Source organism: Streptomyces fulvorobeus, from assembly GCF_013167895.1.
GTDB classification, from domain to species: domain Bacteria; phylum Actinomycetota; class Actinomycetes; order Streptomycetales; family Streptomycetaceae; genus Streptomyces; species Streptomyces fulvorobeus.
Window position 1 is genome coordinate 5,441,756 of sequence record NZ_BLWC01000001.1, and the last position, 24,052, is coordinate 5,465,807.

General features: G+C 72.5%; 16 protein-coding genes and 1 pseudogene. 11 read left to right on the forward strand and 6 right to left on the reverse strand.

The features are described 5' to 3' along the window. Nucleotides 1-40 precede the first annotated feature (40 nt). Nucleotides 41-802 (forward strand): restriction endonuclease, encoded by a 762-nt coding sequence (locus Sfulv_RS24490; RefSeq protein WP_173316662.1) that lies wholly within the window; start codon nt 41-43, stop codon nt 800-802. 10 nt (nt 803-812) lie between these two features. Here Sfulv_RS24490 and Sfulv_RS24495 read toward each other — a convergent pair whose 3' ends face one another. Both Sfulv_RS24495 and Sfulv_RS24500 read right to left on the reverse strand, forming a co-directional pair. Next, nucleotides 813-1,628, reverse strand: a complete 816-nt coding sequence (locus tag Sfulv_RS24495) for a TetR family transcriptional regulator (RefSeq protein ID WP_173316663.1) — start codon at nt 1,626-1,628, stop codon at nt 813-815. A 91-nt stretch (nt 1,629-1,719) separates the two neighbouring features. Continuing rightward, nucleotides 1,720-3,501: a 3-hydroxyacyl-CoA dehydrogenase family protein gene (locus Sfulv_RS24500; protein WP_173316664.1), complete on the reverse strand. Its 1,782-nt coding sequence runs from the start codon at nt 3,499-3,501 to the stop codon at nt 1,720-1,722. Between the two features lie 373 nt (nt 3,502-3,874). On the opposite strand from Sfulv_RS24500, the gene Sfulv_RS24505 reads away from it, so the two are divergent. After that, entirely contained in the window at nt 3,875-4,450 is a 576-nt protein-coding gene (locus tag Sfulv_RS24505; protein WP_218900456.1) for an adenylosuccinate lyase, read from the forward strand. A gap of 28 nt (nt 4,451-4,478) precedes the next feature. Here the strand turns inward: Sfulv_RS24505 and Sfulv_RS24510 are convergent, their stop codons facing one another. Together Sfulv_RS24510 and Sfulv_RS24515 are read right to left on the reverse strand one after the other, a co-directional pair. Next, entirely contained in the window at nt 4,479-6,080 is a 1,602-nt protein-coding gene (locus Sfulv_RS24510; protein ID WP_173316666.1) for an alpha/beta hydrolase, read from the reverse strand. Between the two features lie 173 nt (nt 6,081-6,253). Then, on the reverse strand, nt 6,254-7,309 hold the full coding sequence (locus Sfulv_RS24515; protein WP_173316667.1) for an Rv2578c family radical SAM protein: 1,056 nt from the start codon (nt 7,307-7,309) through the stop codon (nt 6,254-6,256). A gap of 177 nt (nt 7,310-7,486) precedes the next feature. Here Sfulv_RS24515 and Sfulv_RS24520 point away from each other — a divergent pair, with 177 nt between their 5' ends. Then, on the forward strand, nt 7,487-7,930 hold the full coding sequence (locus tag Sfulv_RS24520; RefSeq protein WP_173316668.1) for an SRPBCC family protein: 444 nt from the start codon (nt 7,487-7,489) through the stop codon (nt 7,928-7,930). Nucleotides 7,931-8,118: 188 nt separating this feature from the next. Further along, nucleotides 8,119-10,554: an MFS transporter gene (locus Sfulv_RS24525; protein ID WP_173316669.1), complete on the forward strand. Its 2,436-nt coding sequence runs from the start codon at nt 8,119-8,121 to the stop codon at nt 10,552-10,554. A gap of 9 nt (nt 10,555-10,563) precedes the next feature. Here Sfulv_RS24525 and Sfulv_RS24530 read toward each other — a convergent pair whose 3' ends face one another. Beyond that, nucleotides 10,564-11,451: a LysR family transcriptional regulator gene (locus Sfulv_RS24530; RefSeq protein WP_173316670.1), complete on the reverse strand. Its 888-nt coding sequence runs from the start codon at nt 11,449-11,451 to the stop codon at nt 10,564-10,566. 126 nt (nt 11,452-11,577) lie between these two features. Between Sfulv_RS24530 and Sfulv_RS24535 the strand changes: the two genes are divergently transcribed. Then, nucleotides 11,578-12,570: an aldo/keto reductase gene (locus tag Sfulv_RS24535; protein WP_173316671.1), complete on the forward strand. Its 993-nt coding sequence runs from the start codon at nt 11,578-11,580 to the stop codon at nt 12,568-12,570. Between the two features lie 9 nt (nt 12,571-12,579). Here the strand turns inward: Sfulv_RS24535 and Sfulv_RS24540 are convergent, their stop codons facing one another. After that, complete coding sequence (locus Sfulv_RS24540; protein ID WP_173316672.1) at nt 12,580-13,713, reverse strand: magnesium and cobalt transport protein CorA; 1,134 nt, start codon at nt 13,711-13,713, stop codon at nt 12,580-12,582. 172 nt (nt 13,714-13,885) lie between these two features. Between Sfulv_RS24540 and Sfulv_RS24545 the strand changes: the two are divergent. The 6 genes and pseudogenes from Sfulv_RS24545 to Sfulv_RS24570 all read left to right on the forward strand — a co-directional run bounded on the left by Sfulv_RS24545 (nt 13,886) and on the right by Sfulv_RS24570 (nt 23,856). Then, nucleotides 13,886-16,584: pseudogene (locus Sfulv_RS24545) on the forward strand (SpoIIE family protein phosphatase). A gap of 178 nt (nt 16,585-16,762) precedes the next feature. Beyond that, nucleotides 16,763-17,596 (forward strand): M55 family metallopeptidase, encoded by an 834-nt coding sequence (locus Sfulv_RS24550; protein WP_173316673.1) that lies wholly within the window; start codon nt 16,763-16,765, stop codon nt 17,594-17,596. Beyond that, nucleotides 17,589-18,932 carry a M20/M25/M40 family metallo-hydrolase gene (locus Sfulv_RS24555; RefSeq protein ID WP_173316674.1) on the forward strand — a complete coding sequence of 448 codons (1,344 nt, stop codon included), beginning with the start codon at nt 17,589-17,591 and terminating at the stop codon, nt 18,930-18,932. The genes Sfulv_RS24550 and Sfulv_RS24555 overlap by 8 nt, the downstream gene beginning before the upstream one ends. 19 nt (nt 18,933-18,951) lie before the next feature. Further along, a complete protein-coding gene (locus tag Sfulv_RS24560) occupies nt 18,952-20,970 on the forward strand; it encodes a prolyl oligopeptidase family serine peptidase (RefSeq protein WP_173316675.1) in 2,019 nt (672 codons plus the stop codon). Beyond that, on the forward strand, nt 20,967-21,911 hold the full coding sequence (locus Sfulv_RS24565) for a S66 peptidase family protein (protein ID WP_173316676.1): 945 nt from the start codon (nt 20,967-20,969) through the stop codon (nt 21,909-21,911). Before Sfulv_RS24560 ends, Sfulv_RS24565 begins: the two co-directional genes overlap by 4 nt. A gap of 157 nt (nt 21,912-22,068) precedes the next feature. After that, nucleotides 22,069-23,856 carry a CocE/NonD family hydrolase gene (locus Sfulv_RS24570; protein ID WP_173316677.1) on the forward strand — a complete coding sequence of 596 codons (1,788 nt, stop codon included), beginning with the start codon at nt 22,069-22,071 and terminating at the stop codon, nt 23,854-23,856. Nucleotides 23,857-24,052: the final 196 nt, after the last annotated feature.

Below are 24,052 nucleotides of genomic sequence, written 5' to 3' on the forward strand. Positions count from 1 at the left end.
GATCTTGGACGACACGCGTCGAGGGGAAGAGGTACCGAAGATGGCGATAGCCGCCCGCACAGGGGTCGCGCCGCACGGCCGGCCCGCGTTCAGCATCCGCCGCACGGCCGTGGGCTTCACGCTCGTCGCCCTGCTGCTCTGGGGAGGCGGCACCGCCCTGCGAGCCGCCTGGCAGAGCGCCGGGAGGCACCCGGCCGTCGCCGCGGTGGTGGTGGTCCTCCTGGTGACGGGGGCGGTCGCGGTACTGCGCCACCGCCGCAGCCGGAGGGCGGCGCTCAGGACCACCGCGGCGGTCACCGAGGTCACCTACGACCTGGTGGACACCGGGCTGGCGGAGGCGGCCGCGGCCCTGCGTCCGCCGCAGGAGGCCACCGCACCGGAACCGGTGGAGTACGCGGCGCTGGACCCGTACGAGTTCGAGGAAGCCATCGCCGGACTCTGCGAGCGCGACGGCTGCCGGGACGTCGAGGTCGTCGGCGGAGCGGGGGACCTCGGGGCCGACGTCGTCGCGACGGCCCGCGACGGGCGGCGCGTCGTCATCCAGTGCAAGCGGTACGGCTCCGAGAACAAGGTCGGCTCCCAGGACGTGCAGCGGTTCGGAGGCACCTGCTACGCCGTGCACGAGGCCGACGTCGCGATCGTCGTGACGACCGGCGAGTACACCGACCCGGCCCTTGGCTACGCGGACACGTGCGGCATCCTCTGCGTGGACCACGAGGCCCTCAGGGCTTGGAGCGACGGCGACGCGGCACCGCCCTGGGAAGCGGCGCTCCCGGTGGACGACGCCTACGGCGGACGCTGACCCTCAGCTCTCAGCGGTCCTTCAGCGCCTGCTGGATCGTGCGCATCACCTCGTCGAGCGGCGCGTCCGTGCGCGCCACCGCGACCAGTACCTCGCCCTCCGCGGCCGCCGTGGCGGCCGGGGTCCTCGGCTGTTCGGCCGTCGCGGTGCGGCCCGCCCCGATCCCCGACCCGAAGGTGTCCCGGACGATCGCGAAGGCGTGGTCGAGCTGCGCCTCCACATCACCCTGGCCGCCCGCCCGCAGCCAGCGGCGCAACACGTGGTTGTGCGCGGTCACGACGGCCGACGCGGCGACCTCCGCCAGCAACGGGTCGTCGTTGCCGACGTGGTGGTCCCGCTCGTCGAAGTGGCCCAGGAGATAGCGGGTGAACAGCCGCTCGTAGCGGGCCACCGACGCGATCTCCGCCTCCCGCAGTGTGGGCACCTCACGGGTCAGCTTGTAGCGCGCCACGGAGACCGCGGGCTTGGCCGCGTACATCCGCATGACTTCCTTGATGCCCCGGCAGACGGTGTCGAGGGGGTGCTCGTGCGCCGGGGCCGCGTTGAGGACGGCCTCGGCCCGAACGAGGGTGTCGTCGTGGTCCGGGAAGATCGCCTCTTCCTTGGAGCGGAAGTGCCGGAAGAACGTCCGCCGGGCGACGCCCGCGGCACCCGCGATCTCGTCGACGGTCGTCGCCTCGTACCCCTTGGTGGCGAAGAGTTCCATCGCGGCGGCCGCCAGTTCGCGGCGCATCTTGAGCCGTTGGGCGGCGGCGCGGGTACCCGCGGCGGTCTCCGGGGCGTCGGGCGCGGCTGAGGTACGCGGGGGCTTGGCGGGCTGGGACATGGTGTGAACGTACTGCATGGGCGCGGCGGGCCGCTCCCATGGGGGCGGGCCGCCGGAACGGTCCGGCGACCCGCCCAGTCCGCCTGTGAGGTCAGCGGCGGGCGTACTCGCGGAAGCCGCGGCCCGTCTTGCGGCCGAGGCAGCCCGCGGCCACCAGATGCTCCAGCAGGGGCGCCGGGGCGAGGCCCGGGTCCCGGAACTCGCTGTGCAGCACCTTCTCGATGGCCAGTGAGACATCGAGCCCGACGACGTCCAGGAGTTCGAACGGCCCCATCGGGTAGCCGCCGCCCAGCCTCATCGCGGCGTCGATGTCGTCGAGGGTCGCGTAGTGCTCCTCGACCATCTTGATCGCGTTGTTGAGGTAGGGGAACAGCAGCGCGTTCACGATGAAGCCCGCCCGGTCCCCGCAGTCCACCGGGTGCTTGCGCACCTTCGCGCAGACCTCGCGGACGGTGGCGTGGACGTCGTCCGCCGTCAGCACCGTGCGGACCACCTCGACCAGCTTCATGGCGGGCGCCGGGTTGAAGAAGTGCATCCCGATCACGTCCTCGGGCCGCGCGGTCGCCCGCGCGATCGCGATGACGGGCAGCGACGAGGTCGTGGTGGCAAGCACCGCCCCCGGCCGGCAGACCTTGTCCAGGGTGGCGAAGAGCTGCTGCTTCACCGCCAGGTCCTCGGCGACCGCCTCCACCGCGAGGTCGACGTCGGCGAAGGCGTCCAGCGACCCGGCGGCGGTGATGCGCGCCAGGGTCTCGTCCCGGGCCTCGGCCGTCAGCCGGCCCTTGGCGACCGAGCGCTCCAGGGACTTCGCTATCCGGGCCGTGGCGGTCTCCGCCTTCTCCTGGCCGCGCGCGGCCAGGACCACGTCGTAACCGGCCTTCGCGAAGACCTCGGCGATTCCCGATGCCATCGTGCCGGAGCCCGCGACACCGACCGAGCGCACCGCGCGCCCGGTAGCCGTCCCCGTGCTCTCCCGGGGCGTCAGCGCGTCCGCAACCACCGTCTGGCCGCCCGGGGTGTCGTACGTGTAGAAGCCGCGGCCCGTCTTGCGGCCGGTCAGACCCGCCTCGCTGAGCTGCTTGAGGATCGGGGCGGGGGCGTGCAGCCGGTCGTGCGACGCGGAGTACATGGCCTCCAGGACCGTACGCGCGGTGTCGACGCCGATCAGGTCGAGCAGGGCCAGCGGGCCCATCGGGAGCCCGCAGCCGAGTCTCATGGCCGCGTCGATGTCCTCACGGGAGGCGTAGCGCGCCTCGTACATCGCTGCGGCCTGGTTGAGATAGCCGAACAGCAGGCCGTCCGCGACGAACCCCGGCCGGTCACCGACCGCGACGGGCTCCTTGCCGAGCTCCCTGGCCAGCCGGGTGACGCTCTCGACGGCCGGCGGCGCCGTGAGCACCGACGAGACCACCTCGACCAGCTTCATCGCGGGCGCCGGATTGAAGAAGTGCAGGCCCAGCACCCGCTCGGGGTACTGCGACTCCGCGGCCAGCCGGGTCACCGACAGGGCGTTGGTGCCCGTCGCCAGGATCGCGGTGGGCGGGACGACCGCGTCGAGGTCGCGGAAGACCTGCTGCTTGATCTCGTACGACTCGGGCACCACCTCGATGACCAGCTCGGCCGCGGCGGCGGCCCGGAGGTCGGAGAAGGTACGGAACCGGGCGAGGACGTCGGTCCGCTCCTCCTCGGTGATCCGCCCGCGCCGCACGGCGCGGGCGGTGGAGGCTGCCAGGGAGGCGACGGCCCGGCGGGCGGCCTCGTCACTGATGTCGATGCCGATGACCTCGCGGCCCGCACGGGCCAGGACCTCGGCGATGCCGGTTCCCATGGTGCCGAGACCGACGACGGCGATGGTGCTGAGCGGGATGTCCATCACGGGACTCCAGGGTGAGTGACGACTGAGGAGGAAGCACGGAGCGCGCGGGGCGAGGAGAGCCGGGCGCGGGGCGTGCGTGAGCTGCGTGTCGTGGTGCGCGGGGCCGGGGCGCCACAGGCGGGCCCGGAACCGGGAAGGGCGACGGACTCCGTCCCGAGTCGCGTCTCACAGAGCTGCCGAACCGACAGGCACTCCGGGCGGCTGCGTCACCAGGCCGCCGGAGCTGCGGGGTTGTGCCCCGCTCAGCTGAGAGTAACCGGCGGGTAATGAGCGCGCCAGCCCTGGCCGGTTGTGCGCTGGACCACACTTTCCGGCCCTGGGCTTCCCGAGCCGGTCCGCACGGTCGGTGACCGCCGATACGCTGAGCGTCATGGACGAGGAGTTCCGGTCACTCAAGGACCGGCTGCGGGACGAGGCGGGGGAGTCGGCGTCGTACGACCGGCTCGTGACCACCGAGGACGACGAGGAACTGGCCGGGGTCCTCGTGGAACGGGGCCGCCCGCTGTGGGCACGGGAGCTCGCCGCCTTCCGGCTCGGCTGTTCGGGCGACCGCAGGGCCTTCGAGGCGCTGGTCCTCCTCCTCAACCACCGCGATCCGCCACGCTGTGTCTCCGCCGCCCACGCCCTGCTGCGGCTCGGCGATCCGCGCACCCCCAGGGCCGCCGCCGCGCTGGCCACCAACACCCTGCGCACCGCGTACGCGGTGCACCCCGTACGGCTGCTGACCGACCTGCGGGCCCCGGAGTCGGTGCCCGCCCTGGTCAGCACCCTGGAACGGCTGCTGACCCCGGACGAACCGCACTGGCGGGTGGCCCTGGCCTGCGTGGAGGGGCTGGGCCGGCTGGGTGACCGGGCGGCCCGCCCGGTCCTGGAAGCGGCCCTGCCCCATCCCCGGCTCGGCGGCGCGGCGGCCGTAGCCCTCGGCCGGCTGCCGGCCGGCCGGTGAACCGCCGGCCGGCCGGAGTCCCGGGCGGTCAGCCGCGGAAGCCGAGGAGCCCGTGCAGCACCTTGCCCCCGGAGCCGTCGACGGCACCGTCCGTGTTCCGCAGGGCCTTCTCCGCGGGCAGCGGCTTCGGGTCGGCGAGCGCCTCGCAGACCGCGTCCACCCGGCCGCCCCTGCCGCGCGGGACCGTGCCGTCCTTGAGGTAGTCCACCAGATACGCGTCCAGGCAGGTGCTCCCGCTCAGGGTGACGCCGTGGTTCCCGCCGCCCTGCTCGACGACGAGAGCGGAGCCCCTCAGCTCCCGGTGCATGGAGACCGCGCCCTCGAACGGGGTGGCCGCGTCGTCGGTGGCCTGGAACAGCAGGGCGGGCGGAATCCGGTGGTTGCCGACCCGCACCGGGTTCAGCGGCTCCACCGGCCACGAGGCGCACGGCGCGTTGTACCAGGTGTTGTTCCACGCCATGAACGGGGCCTTGGCGTGCACCGTCGCCGTATCGGCGCGCCAGGTGTTCCAGTCCCGCGGCCATCCGGCGTCCCGGCACTGCACGGCCGTGTAGACCGAGTAGCTGTTGCCGGCGCCCGCGCCGGTGGCGCCGAAGTTCTCGTACGCCGTGACGAGCGCGTCCTCGTCCCTGTCCCGGACGTACGCGGCGAACGCTTCGGCCAGATACGGCCAGTAGCCGTTGTAGTAGCCGCCGGGCATGAAGGTGTCCTCCAGCTCGCTTCCGCCCACCGTGCCGTCCACGGGCCGCTTCCTGACGGCCTCGCGCATGGCGTACCAGGCGGCCTCGACCTTCGCCGGGTCCTTGCCGAGCCGGTAGGTGGTGTGGTGCTTCGCCACCCAGGCGGCGAACGCCTTGTGGCGGGAGTCGAACGCGTAGTCCTGACGGAGGTTGTCGTCGTACCAGACGCCCGTGGGGTCGACGACCGAGTCGAGCACCAGGCGCCGGACGCGCTCGGGGAACAGCTTCGCGTACACGGCGCCGAGATAGGTGCCGTAGGAGTAGCCGAAGTAGCTGATCCGCCGCGCGCCCAGGGCCGCGCGGATCACGTCGAGGTCCCTGGCGGCGCTGACCGTGTCCATGTACGGCAGCAGGTCCCCGTGCTTCTCGCCGCACGCGTCGGCGAAGGCCGCGGCCCGTGCCCGCAGGGCCCGCTCGTCCTGGTACGAACGCGGAACGGAGTCCGGACGCACCGGATCGAAGTGCTTGGGACGGCAGTTGAGCGCCGGGCTGCTCTTCCCCACCCCGCGCGGGTCGAAGCCGATCACGTCGTACTGCGCGGCGAGCTTGGCCGGCAGCGCGGACGCCACGAACCCGGCCATCGAGAGCCCGCTGCCACCGGGGCCGCCCGGATTGACCAGGAGCGGGCCCTGTGAGGTCGCCGCCGTGTGCGGGATGCGGGACAGCGCCAGGCTGACCTGACGGCCGGACGGCCGGTCGTGGTCGAGCGGGGAACGGACCTTCGCGCACTGCATCGTCGGATACGACGAGGTCGCGCAGTCGGTCCACTTGAGCCGCGGGGCGCCCGGCGCGCTCGTCTCCGCGCCGGCGCTCGCGGCGGACGGCACGGCGGTCACCAGACCTGCCACCGCCGCGCCGACGGCGACCAGAATTGCTGCACGTTTCGTCATACGGGCCTCCCGGGATGGAGGGAGCGCGGCCGAGGGTGCCGCTGCCCCCGCCGCATGCTGCCCGTATTCGGGTCCGGAAGGACACGTTCTGCCGAGAGTTGACCCATTTGGAGAGTGGGACACGCGTGGCCGGGGTGAAACGCAGGCCCCGTGCGCTGACCCGGGCCGTGGTGTCAGAGCAGGGTCAACTGGGTGGGCCCCGTCCCCGGTCCGCCTTCCGGGTCCGGAGCCGGCACGGCCGCCTGTGGCGCGGAGATCCGGCGGGCCTCTCCCCGGTGCGCGGGCCCGATGCCGTACTCGGCGGCCAGCTCATGGACCCGGCGGGTGATCCGGCGCTGGTACCAGGTGGGCGCGTACGCCCCTTCCCCGTACATCCGCTCGTACCGCCGCACGAGATGCGGATGGTGCCGGCCGAGCCACCGCATGAACCACTCCCGGGCGCCGGGCCGCAGATGCAGGACGAGCGGGGTCACCGAGGTCGCGCCGGAGGCGGCGATCGCGCGGACCGTGGCGCGCAGCTGCTCCGGGCTGTCGCCGAGGAACGGGATGACCGGTGCCATGAGGACACCGCAGCCGATCCCGTTGTCCGTGAGGGCGCGGATGACGTCGAGGCGGCGCTCGGGGGAAGGGGTTCCCGGTTCCACCGTCCGCCACAGCTCGGCGTCGACGAAGCCGACCGATACCGAGACGCCGACCTCGGTGACCTCGGCCGACTGCTTCAGCAGTTCCAGGTCGCGCAGGATCAGTGTGCCCTTGGTCAGGATGGAGAAGGGGTTCGCCTGGTCGCGCAGGGCCGTGATGATGCCGGGCATCAGCCGGTAGCGGCCCTCGGCGCGCTGGTAGCAGTCGACGTTCGTGCCCATCGCGATGTGCGCGCCGTGCCAGCGGGGCGAGGCGAGATGGCGGCTGAGCAGTTCGACGGCGTTGATCTTGACGACGATCTGGGAGTCGAAGCCGAGCCCCGTGTCGAGGTCCAGATAGCTGTGGGTCTTGCGGGCGAAGCAGTACACGCAGGCGTGGGAACAGCCCCGGTACGGATTCACGGTCCACTCGAACGGCATCCGGCTCGCCCCCGGCACCCGGTTCACGATGGAGCGGGCCCGTACCTCGTGGAAGGTGATGCCCCGGAATTCGGGTGTGTCGAACGTGCGCGTGGTCACCGCGTCCGCGGCGAAGAGCGCGCTGTTCCCGGCCTCTGTGGTGTTCTCGGCCAAATTGTCCCAGCGCATGGACGCCTCCTTGGTAGCACTGCCCCAAGAATAGAACACTTGTTCCCTTGATCGTGCGCGACCGATTCCGCTGGAGGGCGGAGCGGGGTCCGATCGGGACGGGGGCCGATTTTGAGGGGCGTGTCCGAGGTGGTTGGCTCAGCACACCCCGAATGGTCGAGTGGTGGAGGAACAGCTGTGGCGCAGGTCGAGGCAACGACGGAACGGATCATCGCGGCGGGCGCGGAGGCGGTGTTCGACGCACTGGCGGACTACAAGGAGGTCCGGGGCAAGGTGATGACCGGTCACTTCAGTGAGTACGAGGTGCGCGAGGGCGGCGACGGTGAGGGCACCCTCGTGCACTGGAAGCTCCAGGCGACGAGCAAGCGCGTCCGCGACTGCCTGCTGGACGTCACCGAACCGACCGACGGGCAGCTGGTCGAGAAGGACCGCAACTCCTCGATGGTCACCACCTGGACCGTCACTCCGGCCGGCGAGGGCACCTCCCGTGTCGTCGTCTCGACCGTCTGGGACGGCGCCGGCGGCGTCGGCGGATTCTTCGAGCGGACCTTCGCGCCCAAGGGACTCGGCCGCATCTACGACGAACTGCTCCAGAACCTCGCCGCCGAGGTCGAGAAGTAACCTCCGGGCGCTGTCGGCCGGCCTCACCGGAACGGGTGGTTCTCCGGGACGGCCGGTTGTGCGCCGTAGCGCCTCCGACCGGCGCATAAGCCCTCCGAACGCGCCGGTCGTACTCCCGGTCGCGTTTGCCCCTCCCTGCCGCGTGGTGCGAGAAATGGGCGGCGCAGGTGTGACGAGGGGAGCGTTTGGTGGCGGGTGCGATCACTCCGGTGAAGGACGGACCGAGTGGCTCGGGGGGAGCCGGGACGCGGACCGTGCCACCCCCGCCGCCGCCGGACGGGGACCCCGCCGCACCCGCCGTAGCGTCCCCGGAGACCAGCCCGGTCCGGGTCCGCATGGTCTTCCTGGGCCTCATGCTCACCCTGCTGCTCGCGGCACTCGACCAGATGATCGTCGCCACCGCACTCCCCAAGATCGTCGGTGAGCTGCACGGCCTGGACAAGATGTCCTGGGCGGTCACCGCCTATCTGCTCGCCTCCACGATCGGTCTGCCGATCTACGGGAAGCTCGGCGACCTCTTCGGCCGCAAGGGCGTCTTCCAGTTCGCGATCGTCGTGTTCGTGGCCGGCTCCGCACTCGCCGGCTGGTCCCGCACCATGGAGGAGCTGATCGCGTTCCGCGCGGTCCAGGGAATCGGCGGCGGCGGACTCATGATCGGCGTCCAGGCGATCATCGCGGACATCGTCCCGCCCCGGGAGCGCGCCCGCTACATGGGGATGCTCGGCGCGGTCTTCGGCCTCGCGTCCGTGGCGGGCCCGCTGCTCGGCGGCTTCTTCACCGACCACGCGTCCTGGCGCTGGTGCTTCTACATCAACGTCCCGTTCGGCCTGGTGACCTTCGTCGTCATCGCCGTCGTACTCAAGCTCCCCAAGCCCTCCGTGCGCCCGCGCCTCGACGTCCTCGGCGCGCTGCTGCTGGCCGCCGCCTCCACCTGCCTGGTGCTGCTCACCAGTTGGGGCGGCACCGAGTACGCCTGGGGTTCGCGCACCGTGCTGGGGCTCGCCGCCGGAGCTGCCGGAACGACTCTGCTCTTCCTCGCCGTGGAACACCGCGCGCCCGAACCGGTCATCCCGCTGCACCTGTTCCGCGACTCGGTCTTCAACGTCACGGGTCTCGTCGGCGCGGTCATCGGTGTCGCGCTCTTCGGCGCCGCCAGCTATCTGCCGACGTACCTCCAGATGGTCGACGGGGCCTCCGCCACCGAGTCGGGGCTGCTGATGCTGCCGATGATGGCCGGCATCGTCGGCGCGTCGGTCGTCTCCGGGCACCTGATCTCACGCACCGGCCGCTACCGGATCTACCCCCTGCTCGGATGCGGGATCTCCGCCGTCGGGATGTGGCTGCTCTCCCGGCTCGAAGCCGGCACGTCCCGCTTCGAGTACGGCGTCTGGCAGGCGGTGCTCGGTCTGGGCATCGGCCTGGTGATGTCCGTGCTGGTGCTCGCGGTGCAGAACTCCGTGCGCCCCGCCGACCTCGGCACGGCGACCAGCGCCCACAACTACTTCCGCCAGATCGGGGGCAGCATCGGTGCCGCGATCTTCGGAACGCTCTTCGCCGGACGGCTCTCGGACGCCCTCGACGTACGGCTCCCGTCCGGCACCGGACTCCCCGACCCGGAGTCGATCACCCCGCAGCTGGTCCACGCCATGGAACCCGCGCTGCGCGACGCCTACATCCAGGCGTACGTCGACGCGATGCCACACATCTTCCTGTACCTGGTGCCGGTCCTCCTGCTCGGCCTGGTCCTCGCCTTCTTCCTCAAGGAGAAACCGCTGGTGTCCCACCCCACCCCTGACACGGCAGCCGTCCCGGTGGCCGTTCCCGCCGCCCGCACCGACTCGGTGACCGTGACGGTCGGTCCCGCCTCCGCTGTGCCGGTCGGCGGCCTCGTGCGGCACCCTGACGGCACCAAGGTCCCGCGTGCCGCCCTCACCCTCGTCGACGGCCACGGGCAGCAGGCAGGGCGGGGCGCGAGCGGGGACGACGGGCGGTACGCGCTGAGCGTGCCGGGACCCGGTGCGTACGTCCTGATCGCCGCGGCGGGCGGACACCAGCCGCAGGCGGTCAGCGTCACCGTGGGCGACCGGCCCGTGGAGCTCGACGTGGTCCTGGGCGGCGCGGGGAGGCTCGCCGGTACGGTCCTGACGGCGGACGGAACCCCGGTGCGCGACGCCGCGGTGACCCTCACCGACGTACGCGGGGAGGTCGTGGCCACCGCCCGCACGGACCGGGAGGGCGGCTATGTGATCACGGAGCTGGTGGCGGGCGAGTACACCCTCGCCGCCGGCGCCCCGGCCTTCCGCCCCGCCGCCCTCCCGGTCAGCGTGCGGGCGGCCCGCGAGACCCGGCAGGACATCGAGCTGGCGGGCGGCTCGGTCCTGCGCGGCACCGTGCGCGCCAACGGCGGACGGCCCGTCGAGGACGCCCGGGTCACCCTGCTCGACGCGGCGGGCAACGTGGTCGATTCCCTCACCACCGGCCCCGAGGGGACCTTCCGGTTCGTCGACCTGTCCGCCGGCGAGTACACGGTGATCGCCGCCGGGTACCCGCCGGTGGCGACGGTCCTGCGGATGGCGGGCGGCGGTCCCACCGAACGCGACCTCCAGCTCGGCCACGAGGGCTGAGCGGGGGTGTCAGCGGCGGCCGTCCGTTCCCACCAGCGTCATCAGGGCCCGTGCCCCGGGACTCATCACCACAGCGGGCGGGAGCACCACGACACTCTCGTACACCGGCCGGTGCGGGCCCGGCTCCACGGCCACCAGCCGCCGGGCCTCCGGCTTGCGGGCGAAGTGCTGCGGAACCACCGCGATGCCCAGCCTCTCGTGCACCAGTTCAAGGAGGCTGTGCACGTCGTTCACCTCAAGGGCCACCGTGCGCCGCACCCCCGCCGCCGCGAACGCCTCGTCCGCCGCACGCCGAGGACCCCAGTCCGGATGGAAGTCGATGAACGACTCACCGGCCAGCTCCGTCCACGCCACCGCCGCCTCCCGCGCGAAACGGTGGCCCGGAGCACACAGGACGACCATCGGCTCCCTGGCCAGCGGCACCAGCTCACCGCGCCACTCCAGGGGACTGACCGTCGCGGCGAAGGCGATGTCGAGCCGCCCGTCCGCCACCCCGTCCAGCAGGCTCGTCGTGCCCTCCTGCCGCAGCCGGATCTCCATGTGCGGATGGGCCCGGTGGAAGGCCGCCAGCAGCCGCGCGGGGCTCACCCCCGCCACACACTGCTCGACCCCCACGGTCAGCGTGCCGCGCAGCAGCCCCCGTACGGCGTCGACGGCGTCCTTCGCCGCTTGTGCCCCCGCCAGCGTGCGTTCCGCCTCCACCAGGAGTGCCCGCCCCGCCTCGGTGAGCCGCACCGAACGCGTCGTCCGGCTGAACAGCGGGGTCCGCAGCTCGTGCTCGAGAGCGCGCACGGATGCCGACAGCCCCGACTGGGACACGGCGAGGCGCTCGGCGGCCCGGGTGAAGTGCTGCTCCTCGGCGACGGCGACGAAGTGCTCCAGCTGACGCAGTTCCATGATTGAGAAATGTAAGCGATGAATGCGACCGCAATCTCCTGTTGGACTGCTGGATCGTTCTGCGCCAGCCTGGTGGCGCGCGCCGAGCCCGGCGCGCACCCGGAACCTCTCCCCTGGAGCCCGCGTATGTACCTCCCGTCGGCCGACCGCTACTCCGCCATGCCCTACCGGCGCACCGGGCGCAGCGGACTGCTGCTCCCCGCGCTCTCCCTCGGGCTGTGGCACAACTTCGGCGGCGACCGGAATCCGGAGGACCAGGGGCGCATCCTGCGCAGGGCCTTCGACCTCGGCATCACCCACTTCGACCTCGCCAACAACTACGGGCCGCCCCCCGGCTCCGCCGAGGTCACCATGGGCCGCGCCCTGAAGACGGACTTCGCCCACCTGCGGGACGAGATCGTCATCTCGACCAAGGCGGGCTACGGCATGTGGGAGGGGCCGTACGGGGAGTGGGGCTCGCGCAAGTACCTGCGCGCCTCGCTGGACCAGAGCCTCACCCGGCTCGGCCTCGACTACGTCGACATCTTCTACTCCCACCGGCCCGACCCCGAGACCCCGCTCGAAGAGACGATGGGCGCCCTCGACACCGCGGTGCGCCAGGGCAAGGCGCTGTACGCGGGCATCTCCAACTACTCGCCCGAGCAGACCCGCGAGGCGGCCCGCATCCTGCGCGAGCTCGGCACCCCGCTGCTCATCCACCAGCCGCGCTACTCGATGCTGGACCGCCGCCCCGAGGAAGGGCTGCTGAGCGCGCTGGACGAGCTGGGCACCGGCTCGATCGCCTACTCGCCGCTGGAGCAGGGCATCCTCTCCGACCGCTACCTGCGCGGAATCCCGGAGGGTTCGCGGGCGGCGGGCGACAGCCCCTTCCTCACCCCGGACGCCGTCACCCCTGAGCTGGTGCGCCGGCTGGGCGCCCTGGACCAGGTGGCGAAGGAGCGCGGCCAGACCCTGGCGCAGCTGGCCCTGGCCTGGGTGCTGCGCGGCGGCCGGGTCACCTCCGCCGTGGTCGGCGCGAGCAGCGTCGCCCAGCTGGAGAGCAGCGTCGGCGCCGTGGCGAACCTGGACTTCGCCGACGAGGAGCTGGCCCGGATCGAGGAGATCCTCGCGGCGGGCTGACGTCTCCCGTCAGAGCCAGCCGTTGCGGCGGAAGCCGCGGTGGATGACGAAGCAGGCGGTGGCCATGAGCCCGAGGACGAACGGATACCCGTAGGTCCACCGCAGCTCCGGCATGTGCTCGAAGTTCATGCCGTACACCCCGCACACCATGGTGGGTACGGCGATGATGGCGGCCCACGCCGTGATCTTGCGCATGTCCTCGTTCTGGGCGACGGTCACCTGCGCCAGGTGGGCCTGGAGCACCGAGTCGAGCAGGGCGTCACAGGAGGTGATCTGCTCCGTGGTACGGGCCAGATGCTCCGCGACATCCCGGAAGTAGGGCTGGAACTCCGGTCCCGCCGGTGCGAGCGGCCGGGTCGCCAGGTGCTCGAGCGGCCGGCTCAGCGGCGCCACCGCCCGCTTGAACTCCAGCAGTTCGCGCTTGAGCTGGTAGATCCGGCCCGCGTCGCCCCGGCCCGCCTCCGCGCTGAAGACCGCGGTCTCCACCACGTCGATGTCGTGCTGCACCGCCTCGGCGACCAGCAGGTAGTTGTCGACCACCTGGTCGGCTATCGCGTGCAGCACGGCGGCGGGCCCCTTGGCCAGCTGGTCCGGGTCCGCCTCCAGCGCCTCTCTGAGCGGGCCGAGCGAACCATGGCGGCCGTGCCGCACCGTGATCACGAAGTCCGTCCCCGTGAAGACCATGATCTCGCCCGTCTCCACCACCTCGCTGGTGGCGGTGAGCTGCTCGTGCTCGACGTAACCGCAGGGCTTGAAGACGGCGAACAGCATCTCCTCGTACCGCTCCACCTTCGGCCGCTGATGAGCCGTCACCGCGTCCTCCACGGCCAGCGGATGCAGCCCGAACAGTTCGGCGATCCCGGCGAACTCATCGGTGGACGGCTCGTGCAGCCCCAGCCAGACGAAGCCCCGGCCGGAGCGGCGGACCCGGTGCAGCGCCTCCCGCGCCGGGCACGCGGCCGGATGCCGGACACCGTCCTCGTACAGCACGCAGTTGACGACCGAGCTGCCCAGCGGCGAACGCGCCGGGTGGCTGAGATCCACCCGGGGGCCGAGAGTGCGGCGTACCGCGTGGCGTAGTTTGCGGGCGATCGGCACTGCGGGGGCTCCTTCAGGCGGCAGGCGGGGCGGCCAGTGTGCCATCCGGCCGTCCCGGCGCGGTCGCGGCGGTCGCGGACCCGGCGACACGCCCGGTGTCCGCGACGCCCGGCCGGCGCGCGGTTTCCGCCGGGGCACGCCACCGCGGGAATGCCTGCGTGTCCCCTGCGCGGGCGGGCGGCTCGCCCGGCGGATGCGGAGCGTGTAAAGATGGGGCATGGCCGCCCGCTACGGCCGCCCGCGCTCGGTTCTCAGGATGCGGACCGTCGCCGGTCAGGTCTTCCTCCTGCAAGTGGCGATCGTGGTGCTGCTGGTCGCCGCAGCCGTGGCCGCGCTCGTGCTCCAGTCCCGTGCCGACAGCGAGACCGAGGCCCGCAACCGGTCGGTCGCGGTGGCCGAGACCTTCGCCAGTGCTCCGGGCACCGCCGCCGCACTGAAGAGCCCCGACCCGACCGCTCTGCTCCAGCCGCGAGCCGAGCGGGCTCGCGAGCGCTCCGGGGTCGACTTCATAGTCGTGATGGGCACCGACAGCATCCGCTACACCCACCCGCTGCCCGACCGCATCGGCAGGAAGTTCGTCGGCAACGTCGGGCCCGCCCTGCGCGGAGGCGTCGTCGTCGAGCGGATCACCGGAACCATCGGGCCGCTCGTACAGGCCGTGGTGCCCGTCGTCGGCCCTGACGGCACCGTCGTGGGCCTGGTCTCCGCGGGCGTCACCCTCGAACGCGTGAGCGGCGCCGCGGAGGGCCAGTTCCCCCTGCTGTTCGGCTCCGCCGCCGGAATCCTGCTCCTGGCCACCGGCGGCACCGCGCTCGTCAGCAGGCGCCTGCGCCGCCAGACACACGGTCTCGGACCCACCGAGATGACCCGCATGTACGAGCACCACGACGCCGTCCTGCACGCCGTACGGGAGGGCGTGGTCATCGTCGGCGGCGACGGCCGTCTCCTGCTCGCCAACGACGAGGCGCGCAGGCTGCTGGCCCTGCCGCCGGACGTGGAAGGGCGCACGGTCCCGGAACTGGGCCTCGACCCGGTCACCACGGAGCTGCTCGACTCGGGCCGTACCGTGACCGACGAACTGCACCCGGTCGGCGAGCGCCTGCTCGCCGTCAACCAGCGGTCCACGGACCGCAACGGCGGCCCGCCGGGCAGTGTGACGACCCTGCGCGACACCACCGAACTCCGCGCCCTGACGGGCCGGGCCGACGTGGCACGGGGGCGGCTCAACCTGCTCTACGAGGCCGGGGCCGAGATCGGCACCACCCTCGACGTGGTGCGCACCTGCGAGGAACTGGCGGGCTTCGCCGCCACCAGATTCGCCGACCTCGCCACCGTCGACGTCGTCGAGTCCGTGCTCCAGGGCGAGGAACCGGCCGCCATCCGCGAGGGCACCGAGATGCGGCGCACGGCCCTCAGCGCCGGCCTGGAGGACATGGGCCTGCACCCGGTCGGCTCCACCCTCCGCTTCGTACCGAGCACGCCCATGGGCTCCGGACTGGGCCGGGGGGAGGCGGTCCTCGAAACGGATCTGGCCGACTTCGCCGGGTGGCAGGAGCAGAACCCCGTACGGGCCCGCAGGCTCGTCGACAACGGCGTCCACTCCAAGATCGCGGTACCCCTGCGGGCCCGCGGCGCCATCCTCGGCGTGGCCATGTTCTGGCGCTCGGCCAACCCCGCCCCCTTCGACGAGGAGGACCTCTCCCTCGCCGAGGAACTGGTCGCCCGCGCCGCGGTGAGCATCGACAACGCCCGCCGCTACTCGCGCGAGCACACCATGGCCGTGACCCTCCAGCGCAGCCTGCTCCCGCACGGTCTCCCCGAACAGAACGCCCTCGACGTCGCCTACCGCTACCTGCCCGCCCACGCCGGGCGAGGCGGCGTCGGCGGCGACTGGTTCGACATCATCCCGCTGCCGGGCGCACGGGTCGCGCTCGTCGTGGGCGACGTCGTGGGCCACGGACTCCACGCCGCCGCCACCATGGGACGGCTGCGCACGGCCGTCCACAACTTCTCCACGCTGGACGTCCCGCCCGGCGAGATCCTCTGGCACCTGGACGAACTGGTCGCCCGCATCGACCAGGGCGAGGCGTTCGACCCGACCGAGGCGGCGGTCACCGGGGCCACCTGCCTCTACGCGATCTACGACCCCGCCTCGGGGCGCTGCACCATGGCCAGGGCCGGACACCTCCAGCCGGTGATCGTCCACCGCGACGGCACCGCCGAGCTCGCCGACGTACCCGGCGGCCCGCCGCTCGGCCTCGGCGGCCTGCCCTTCGAGACCCTCGACGTCATCCTCCCGAGGGCAGCGAACTGGTGCTCTACACGGACGGCCTCGTCGAGGACCGCCGCCGTGACATCGACGAAGGTCTGGAGCTCCTGCGCCGCACCCTCGCCGACCACGCGGCCGACCCGCCCGAGCAGACCTGCGAGGCCGTCGTCCGTACGCTGGTGAGCGACCCGGCCCGCGACGACATCGCGCTGCTCATCGGCCGCACGCACCGGCTCGACGCGGCGGACATGGCCGACTGGGACGTCCGGTCCGATCCCTCGGCGGTCTCCGCCGTACGGGCCGACGTGTCCCGCAAGCTCGCCGAGTGGGGACTGACCGAGGAGTCCTTCATCACCGAGCTGATCCTGAGCGAACTGGTCACCAACGCCATCCGCCACGCGGCCGGCCCCATCCGGGTACGGCTGATCCGTGACCGCGCGCTGATCTGCGAGGTATCCGACCACAGCAGCACCGCACCCCATCTGCGCCAGGCGGCCACCACGGACGAGGGAGGCCGCGGCCTCTTCCTCGTCGCGCAGTTCGCCGACCGGTGGGGCACCCGCTACACCGACGACGGCAAGGTCATCTGGACGGAACAGGCGCTGGCGGCTTCCCCGCCGCCCCCGCACGTCCGGCGCGGCGCCTGAGCGGGCCGACGGCCGTCATCTCCGCGCGGCGACCAGTCAGCCCCGAGCGGCGCCGTGCTCCCCTGTGGCCGCCCGGCCGCGCTCCGGCACACCGCCCGGGCAGACGATCACAGGACTGAACCATTAAACCTTCCTGTGGTTCTGGCCCGGCTCCCCGGCGACGCGTAACGTTGCGCCGATGAAGATCCTCATCAGCGCGGACATGGAGGGCGCCACGGGAGTGACGTGGCCCGCCGACGTGCTGCCCGGAACCCCGCAGTGGGAGCGGTGCCGCCCCATGTTCACCTCCGACGTGAACGCGGCCGCCCTCGGCTTCTACGACGGCGGCGCCGACGAGGTGCTCGTCAACGAGGCCCACTGGAGCATGCGCAACCTGCTCCTTGAGCGGCTCGACGAGCGGGTGCAGATGCTCACCGGCAAGCACAAGTCCCTCTCCATGGTCGAGGGCATCCAGCACGGGGACGTGGACGCCGTCGCCTTCGTCGGCTACCACACCGGAGCCGGTACGGAGGGCGTGCTCGCCCACACCTACCTCGCCAACTCCATCACCGGGGTGTGGCTCAACGGGGTCCGCGCGAGCGAGGGGCTGCTCAACGCCCATGTCGCCGCCGAGTACGGGGTGCCCGTCGTCCTCGTCACCGGGGACGACCTGACCTGCGCCGACGCCGGGGGATACGCGCCCGCCGCCCGCACGGTCGCGGTGAAGGACTACGTGTCGCGGTACGCGGCGGTGTGCCGCACCCCCACCCGTACCGCCGCCGACATCAGGGCCGCGGCCAGGGAGGCAGCCGCACTCGCCGTGCGCCGGCCACCCGTGACGGGCGGCTCCTTCACGGTGGAGCTGGAGTTCGACGCCGAGCATCTGGCCGCCGCCGCCACCGTCGTACCCGGCGTCGCGCCCAGCGGCGAGCGGCGGGTCGCCTACACGAGCGGCACGATGTACGAAGGTATTCGCACGTTCAAGGCGGTGACGACCATCGTGTCGTCCGCCGTGGAGGAACAATATGGCTGAGGCCACCCGCCCGCTCGGTCCCGTGGACCAGCAGGCACTCGACGAATCGGTGACGTTCACCTCCGAGCTGATCCGGATCGACACCACCAACCGGGGTGACGGCGGCTGCCGGGAGCGCCCGGCGGCGGAGTACGTGGCCGAGCGGCTCGCGGCCGCCGGGCTGGAGCCCGCGCTCCTGGAGCGCACGCCCGGGCGCACCAACGTGGTCGCCAGGATCGAGGGCACGGACCCGTCAGCCGACGCCCTCCTCGTCCACGGGCACCTCGACGTCGTACCGGCCGAAAGCGCCGACTGGAGCGTGCACCCCTTCTCCGGGGAGGTCCGCGACGGCGTCGTCTGGGGCCGCGGGGCCGTCGACATGAAGAACATGGACGCGATGGTCCTCTCCGTCGTACGCGCCTGGGCACGCGCCGGCGTCCGCCCCCGCCGCGACATCGTCATCGCGTACACCGCCGACGAGGAGGCCAGCGCGGACGACGGCTCCGGCTTCCTCGTCGACCGGCACCCCGGCCTCTTCGACGGCTGCACCGAGGGCATCAGCGAGTCCGGGGCCTTCACCTTCCACGCGGGGCACGGTCTGTCCCTCTACCCGATCGCCGCGGGCGAACGCGGGACCGGCTGGCTCAAGCTGACCGCCGAGGGCAAGGCGGGACACGGTTCCAAGGTCAACCGGGCCAACGCCGTCACCACCCTGGCCGCGGCCGTCGCCCGGATCGGCTCGCACCCGTGGCCGGTGCGGCTCACCCCGACCGTCCGGGCCGCCCTCACCGAGATCGCCGCCCTGCACGGCATCCCCGTCGACACCGAGGCCCCCGGCTTCGACGTCGACGAACTGCTGGGCAAGCTGGGCCCGGCCGCCGCGCTCGTCGAGCCCACCGTGCGCAACAGCAGCAACCCGACGATGCTGGACGCCGGATACAAGGTCAACGTCATCCCGGGCCGCGCCACCGCCTTCATCGACGGCCGGATGCTGCCAGGCGGCGAGGACGAGTTCCAGGAGACCCTGGACCGGCTGACTGGACCCGGTGTCTCCTGGGAGTTCCACCACCGCGAGATCCCGCTCCAGGCCCCGGTCGACTCACCCACGTACGCCAAGCTGCGCGCCGCCGTCGAACGCTTCGACCCGGACGGCCACGTCGTGCCCTACTGCATGTCCGGCGGCACGGACGCCAAGCAGTTCTCCCGCCTGGGCATCACCGGCTACGGCTTCTCGCCACTGAAGCTGCCCGTCGGCTTCGACTACCAGGCCATGTTCCACGGCGTCGACGAGCGCGTACCCGTCGACGCCCTGCACTTCGGCGTCCGCGTCCTGGACCACTACCTTCGCACCGCCTGACCCGACACGGGGGAACCACATGGTCACCACAGCGCCCTACGGAAGCTGGCCCTCACCGATCGACGCGGCACTCGCCGCCTCGCACGACGGCCGCCCCGAGTTCGTCGGCACCGTCGGCGACGAGGTGTGGTGGACGGAGCCGCGCCCGGCCGAAGACGGCCGCCGCGCCCTGGTGCGCCGCCGCGCGGACGGCACCACCACGACGGCGCTGCCCGCCCCGTGGAACGCCCGGAGCCGCGTCATCGAGTACGGCGGACAGCCCTGGGCCGGGGCCGAGCGCTCCGAAGGCGGCCCGCTCATCGTCTTCGTGCACTTCGACGACCAGCGGCTGTACGCGTACGAACCGGACGGGACCCGCGATCCCTGGCCGCTCACCCCCGTCTCCGAGGTCGGGGACGGGCTGCGCTGGGCCGACCCGCAGCTCCGCCCGGTCCGCACGGGGAGCGGCGTGCAGGGCGAGGTCTGGTGCGTCATGGAGGAGTTCACGGGCGAGGCGCCCACCGATGTGCGCCGGGCGATCGTGGCGGTACCCCTGGACGGCTCGGCGGCCGACGACCGCGACGCCGTACGGGAGCTCTCCGACGACCGGCACCGGTTCGTCACCGGGCCGAAGGTCTCGTACGACGGGCGGCGGGCCGCCTGGATCGCCTGGGACCACCCCCGGATGCCGTGGGACGGCACGGTGGTGATGGTCGCCGACATCACCGACAAGGACACCTTCAGCGGGGTCCGCCCGCTCGTCGGCGACGTCGACGAGTCCGTCTGCCAGGTCGAGTGGGACCGGGACGGCTCGCTGCTGTTCGTCTCCGACGCCGGCGGCTGGTGGGAGCTCCAGCGCATCCGCCCTGATGCCCCGGCGGGCTCCGCCCCGCCGAGCAGCAGGCTGTGCGGCGGCCGGAACGAGGAGTTCGGCGGCCCCATGTGGCGGATCGGACTGCGCTGGTTCCGGCTCCTGGACAACGGGCTGATCGCCGTCATCCACGGCAAGGGCACCACCCGGCTCGGTGTGCTCGACCCGGAGACCGGCGAACTCGCCGACGTGGCGGGCCCCTGGACCGCCTGGGCCGAGACGCTCGCGGTGCAGGACACCCGGGTCATCGGCATCGCCGCCGGTCCCCGTACCGCCTACCAGGTGGTCGAGCTGGACACCGCCGACGGCCACACCCGGATCATCGGGGCGCACCACCGGGACGCCGTCGACCCCGCGTACTACTCCCAGCCGTGCGAACGCGTCTTCACGGGACCCGACGGCCGCGAGATCCACGCCCACGTCCACCCGCCGCACCACCCCGGCCACACCGGTCCCGAGGACGAGAAGCCGCCCTACGTGATCTGGGCGCACGGCGGGCCCACCGGGCACGCCCCGCTCGTACTCGACCTGGAGATCGCCTACTTCACGTCCCGGGGCATCGGAGTCGCCGAGGTCAACTACGGCGGTTCCACCGGCTACGGGCGCGTCTACCGCGAGCGGCTCCGCGAACAGTGGGGCGTCGTGGACGTCGAGGACTGCGCCGCCGTCGCCGAGGCACTGGCCGCCGAGGGGGCGGCCGACCGCGACCGGCTCGCCGTGCGCGGCGGCAGCGCCGGCGGCTGGACCACGGCCGCCTCCCTGACCGGCACCGACGTCTACGCCTGCGGGACGATCCTGTACCCCATTCTCGACCTGGCGGGCTGGGCCACCGACGAGACCCATGACTTCGAGTCGCAGTACCTGGAATCGCTCGTCGGTCCGTTCGCCGAAGTCCCCGAGCGCTACCGCGAGCGGTCGCCGATCCACCGCACCGACCGGCTCACCGTCCCGTTCCTGCTGCTCCAGGGCCTCGACGACGTGATCTGCCCGCCCGTGCAGTGCGTACGGTTCCTGGCCGAACTGGAGGGCCGGGCCGTCCCGCACGCGTATCTCGCCTTCGAGGGGGAGAGCCATGGGTTCCGGCGCGCGGACACCCTGATCCGGGCGCTTGAGGCCGAACTCTCCCTGTACGCCCAGACATTCGGCATCGACCGCACTGACGTACCACGACTGGAGCTGCACACGTGACGCTCACGCCCCTCACCCGGCCCGCCCGGCTGCGGCCCGGTGCCCGGGTCGCCGTCGTGGCCCCCAGCGGACCCGTGCCCGCCGAGCGGCTCGGCGCCGGGCTCGACCTGCTGCGGAGCTGGGAGCTGGAGCCGGTCGTGGCTCCCCACGTCCTGGACGCCCACCCGGAGCTGGACTACCTGGCCGGTACGGACGAGGACCGCGCCCGGGACCTCCAGGACGCCTGGTGCGACCCGTCCGTGGCCGCCGTACTGTGCGCCCGCGGGGGATACGGGGCCCACCGCATGGTCGACCTGCTGGACTGGAGCGCCATGCGGGCGGCCGGACCCAAGGTGTTCGTCGGCTACAGCGACATCACCGCGCTCCACGAGGCGTTCGCGGTGCGTACGGGGCTCTCCACCCTGCACGGCCCGATGGTGGCGACCGACACCTTCCTCAAGGACCTCCCGACCCAGGAGCACCTGCGCGCCACCCTCTTCGAGCCGGAGTCGGTCCGCACCCTGGGGCTGGACTCGGCGGCCGCACTGGTCCCGGGCCGTTCCCGGGGCGTCACGTACGGAGGCTGCGTCAGCCTGCTCGCCACCGGCCTGGGCGCTCCGCACGCCCGGCGGGCGGCCGGCGGCGGGCTGCTGGTGATCGAGGACGTGGGCGAGGACCCGTACCGGATCGACCGCATCCTCACTCAGCTCCTGCGTGCCGGAGCCCTCGACGGGATCACCGGAGTGGCGTGCGGTTCCTGGGTGGACTGCGGGCCGTACGAGCAGGTGCGTGCCGTACTCGCCGACCGGCTCGGCGGCTTGGGCGTACCGGTGGTCGAGGAACTGGGCTTCGGCCACAGCCGGTCGGCGCTGACCGTTCCGCTCGGTGTGCCGGCCGTGCTGGACGCTCCGGCGGACGGCGGCCGGTGCACGCTCACCGCCGAGGTGCCCGCACTCGTCTGACTGCCTCGGGCGGTCTCCCCGGACGGGTGAATTCCGTCGGCGCGTGCGGAAGTGGGGACGATGCGGGGAAGCCTGGTCCCGGCGTCGACACGGCTACGGCGATGTCACAGCATGAGCGCGGCCCCGGTACTTACCGGGGCCGGTAGGGGCTTTCGTCGTGGAGGTCTTGGTGTCAGGTGCTGTCTCCCGGTTCCGCGGACCGTTCGCCCTCGCGGCGGGGGCGGCGCTGGCTGTGCCCCTCGTCCTCACCAACCCGGCCCGGGCCGAAGCGGAGCCGTACACCGTCACCCCGCTGAAGTTCACCGTCCGCGCGGGCGACCGGTCGTGCACCGTCGACGCCGACCTCTACCGCCCCACGGGCGTGGACGCCGCACATCCCGCCCCCGCCGTCCTCGCCACCAACGGCTTCGGCGGCAGCAAGTCCGACGGGTCCACGGACACCATCGGCAAGGCGTTCGCCGCGAGGGGGTACGTCGGTCTCGTCTACTCCGGACTCGGTTTCGGCAGGTCGGGCTGTCTCATCACCCTCGACGACCCCGCCGTCGACGGAGAGGCGGCCGCCGGGCTCCTCGACTTCCTGGCCGGGTCCCGCGCGGCCGACGACGGGACCGAGGCCGACTACGTCACCCAGGACGGGGCCGGCGATCCGCGCGTCGGCATGATCGGCGGTTCGTACGGCGGGGCGGTGCAGCTCGCGACCGCGGCCGTCGACCGCCGGGTCGACGCCCTCGTCCCGCTCATCACCTGGAACGACCTGGGATACGCGCTCGCCCCCAACAACACCGGTGCGCGCCAGGGCGCCTCCTCCGGCACCCCCGGTGTCTTCAAGTGGCAGTGGACCAACGGCTTCTACCTGATGGGGGAGGGGCAGACGCTGCTCGGCGCGAGCCTCGACCCGTCCAGGTTCAGCGACCTCACCTGCCTCCACTTCGCGCCGAAGGCGTGCGACACCATCAGGCTGCTGAACTCCGGGCGCTACCCGAAGGCCGGGACGGAGGCGATGCTCGCCTACCTGCGCGGTGTCTCCCCAGCCTCCTACCTCGGCCGGGTCAAAGCGCCGACCCTCCTCGTGCAGGGACAGGCCGACACTCTGTTCAACCTGAACGAGGCCACCGCCACGTACAGGACCCTCAAGGCGCAGGGCACCACCACGAAGATGATCTGGCAGTCCTGGGGCCACAGCGGTGGCCAGGGGCCCGGCGAACTGGACCTGACGGAAGGGAATCTGGAGACCAGCTACGTCGGCCGGCGCGTGCTCGCCCGGTTCGACCGCTACCTCCGGAAGAAGAACACCGGCACCGGTCCGGCCTTCGCCTACCACCGGAGCTGGCGGAGCGGTTACGGCACGGCGGACGCCGTGCCCGCCCTCTCCCGGACGATGTACCTCTCCGGCGACGGCACACTGGTCGACGCCCGCTCCGAGGTCGCCTGGGGCAGTCGCCGGTACAGCAACCGCCTGGTGCCCACCAGTCACTCCGAGAGTTCGCTCGCCGGCCTGACCGGACTGTCCGACCGCGCCCCGTACGACACCGAGGGCACTTATCTCGGCTGGACCAGCGCACCCCTGACCGCGCCCCTCGACGTCGTCGGCGCCCCGAAGGCCACCCTGAGGGTGGTCTCGCCGACGACGGAGCGCGTGCAGCACAGCGGCGACGCCTCCGACAAGCTGGTCCTGTTCGCCAAGGTCTACGACGTGGCGCCGGACGGCAGCAGGGAACTGGTGAACCGCCTGGCGGCCCCGGTCCGGGTCCCCGACGTCACCCGCCCCTTCACGGTCGAACTGCCGGGCACCGTGCACCGGTACGGGGCGGGGCACCGGCTGGAGTTCGTGATCGCGGCGAGCGACACGGCGTACTTCGGCAACCGGGGTGTCAAGCCTGTGACCGTCACGAGCGCCCCCGAGGACACGGGGTTGCTGGAACTTCCGGTGGTCCCGGCGGGCTGACCGGCCCCGCGCGCCGGTCTGTCACCCGTATGGAGGTATCGCGCGGCCGGGGCGGTCAGACGAGGCCGCGCGCGTCGCGCCGCCGCAGGAAGGGACCGCGGACGCCATGAGGCCCCTGTCTGCGGCCGCGCGCGGAACTTCCCGCGAAGTTATGCTCAGGACAGCACAGGAGCAGCCACGGTGATACCGGCCCCTG

What these genes read in the sequence shown, in the direction of transcription:
- Sfulv_RS24490 (WP_173316662.1), top strand. Translation starts at nt 41, where the DNA reads ATGGCGATAGCCGCCCGCACAGGGGTCGCGCCGCACGGCCGGCCCGCG.
- Sfulv_RS24495 (WP_173316663.1), bottom strand. Translation starts at nt 1,628, where the DNA reads ATGTCCCAGCCCGCCAAGCCCCCGCGTACCTCAGCCGCGCCCGACGCC.
- Sfulv_RS24500 (WP_173316664.1), bottom strand. Translation starts at nt 3,501, where the DNA reads ATGGACATCCCGCTCAGCACCATCGCCGTCGTCGGTCTCGGCACCATG.
- Sfulv_RS24505 (WP_218900456.1), top strand. Translation starts at nt 3,875, where the DNA reads ATGGACGAGGAGTTCCGGTCACTCAAGGACCGGCTGCGGGACGAGGCG.
- Sfulv_RS24510 (WP_173316666.1), bottom strand. Translation starts at nt 6,080, where the DNA reads ATGACGAAACGTGCAGCAATTCTGGTCGCCGTCGGCGCGGCGGTGGCA.
- Sfulv_RS24515 (WP_173316667.1), bottom strand. Translation starts at nt 7,309, where the DNA reads ATGCGCTGGGACAATTTGGCCGAGAACACCACAGAGGCCGGGAACAGC.
- Sfulv_RS24530 (WP_173316670.1), bottom strand. Translation starts at nt 11,451, where the DNA reads ATGGAACTGCGTCAGCTGGAGCACTTCGTCGCCGTCGCCGAGGAGCAG.
- Sfulv_RS24535 (WP_173316671.1), top strand. Translation starts at nt 11,578, where the DNA reads ATGTACCTCCCGTCGGCCGACCGCTACTCCGCCATGCCCTACCGGCGC.
- Sfulv_RS24540 (WP_173316672.1), bottom strand. Translation starts at nt 13,713, where the DNA reads ATGGCACACTGGCCGCCCCGCCTGCCGCCTGAAGGAGCCCCCGCAGTG.
- Sfulv_RS24550 (WP_173316673.1), top strand. Translation starts at nt 16,763, where the DNA reads ATGAAGATCCTCATCAGCGCGGACATGGAGGGCGCCACGGGAGTGACG.
- Sfulv_RS24555 (WP_173316674.1), top strand. Translation starts at nt 17,589, where the DNA reads ATGGCTGAGGCCACCCGCCCGCTCGGTCCCGTGGACCAGCAGGCACTC.
- Sfulv_RS24560 (WP_173316675.1), top strand. Translation starts at nt 18,952, where the DNA reads ATGGTCACCACAGCGCCCTACGGAAGCTGGCCCTCACCGATCGACGCG.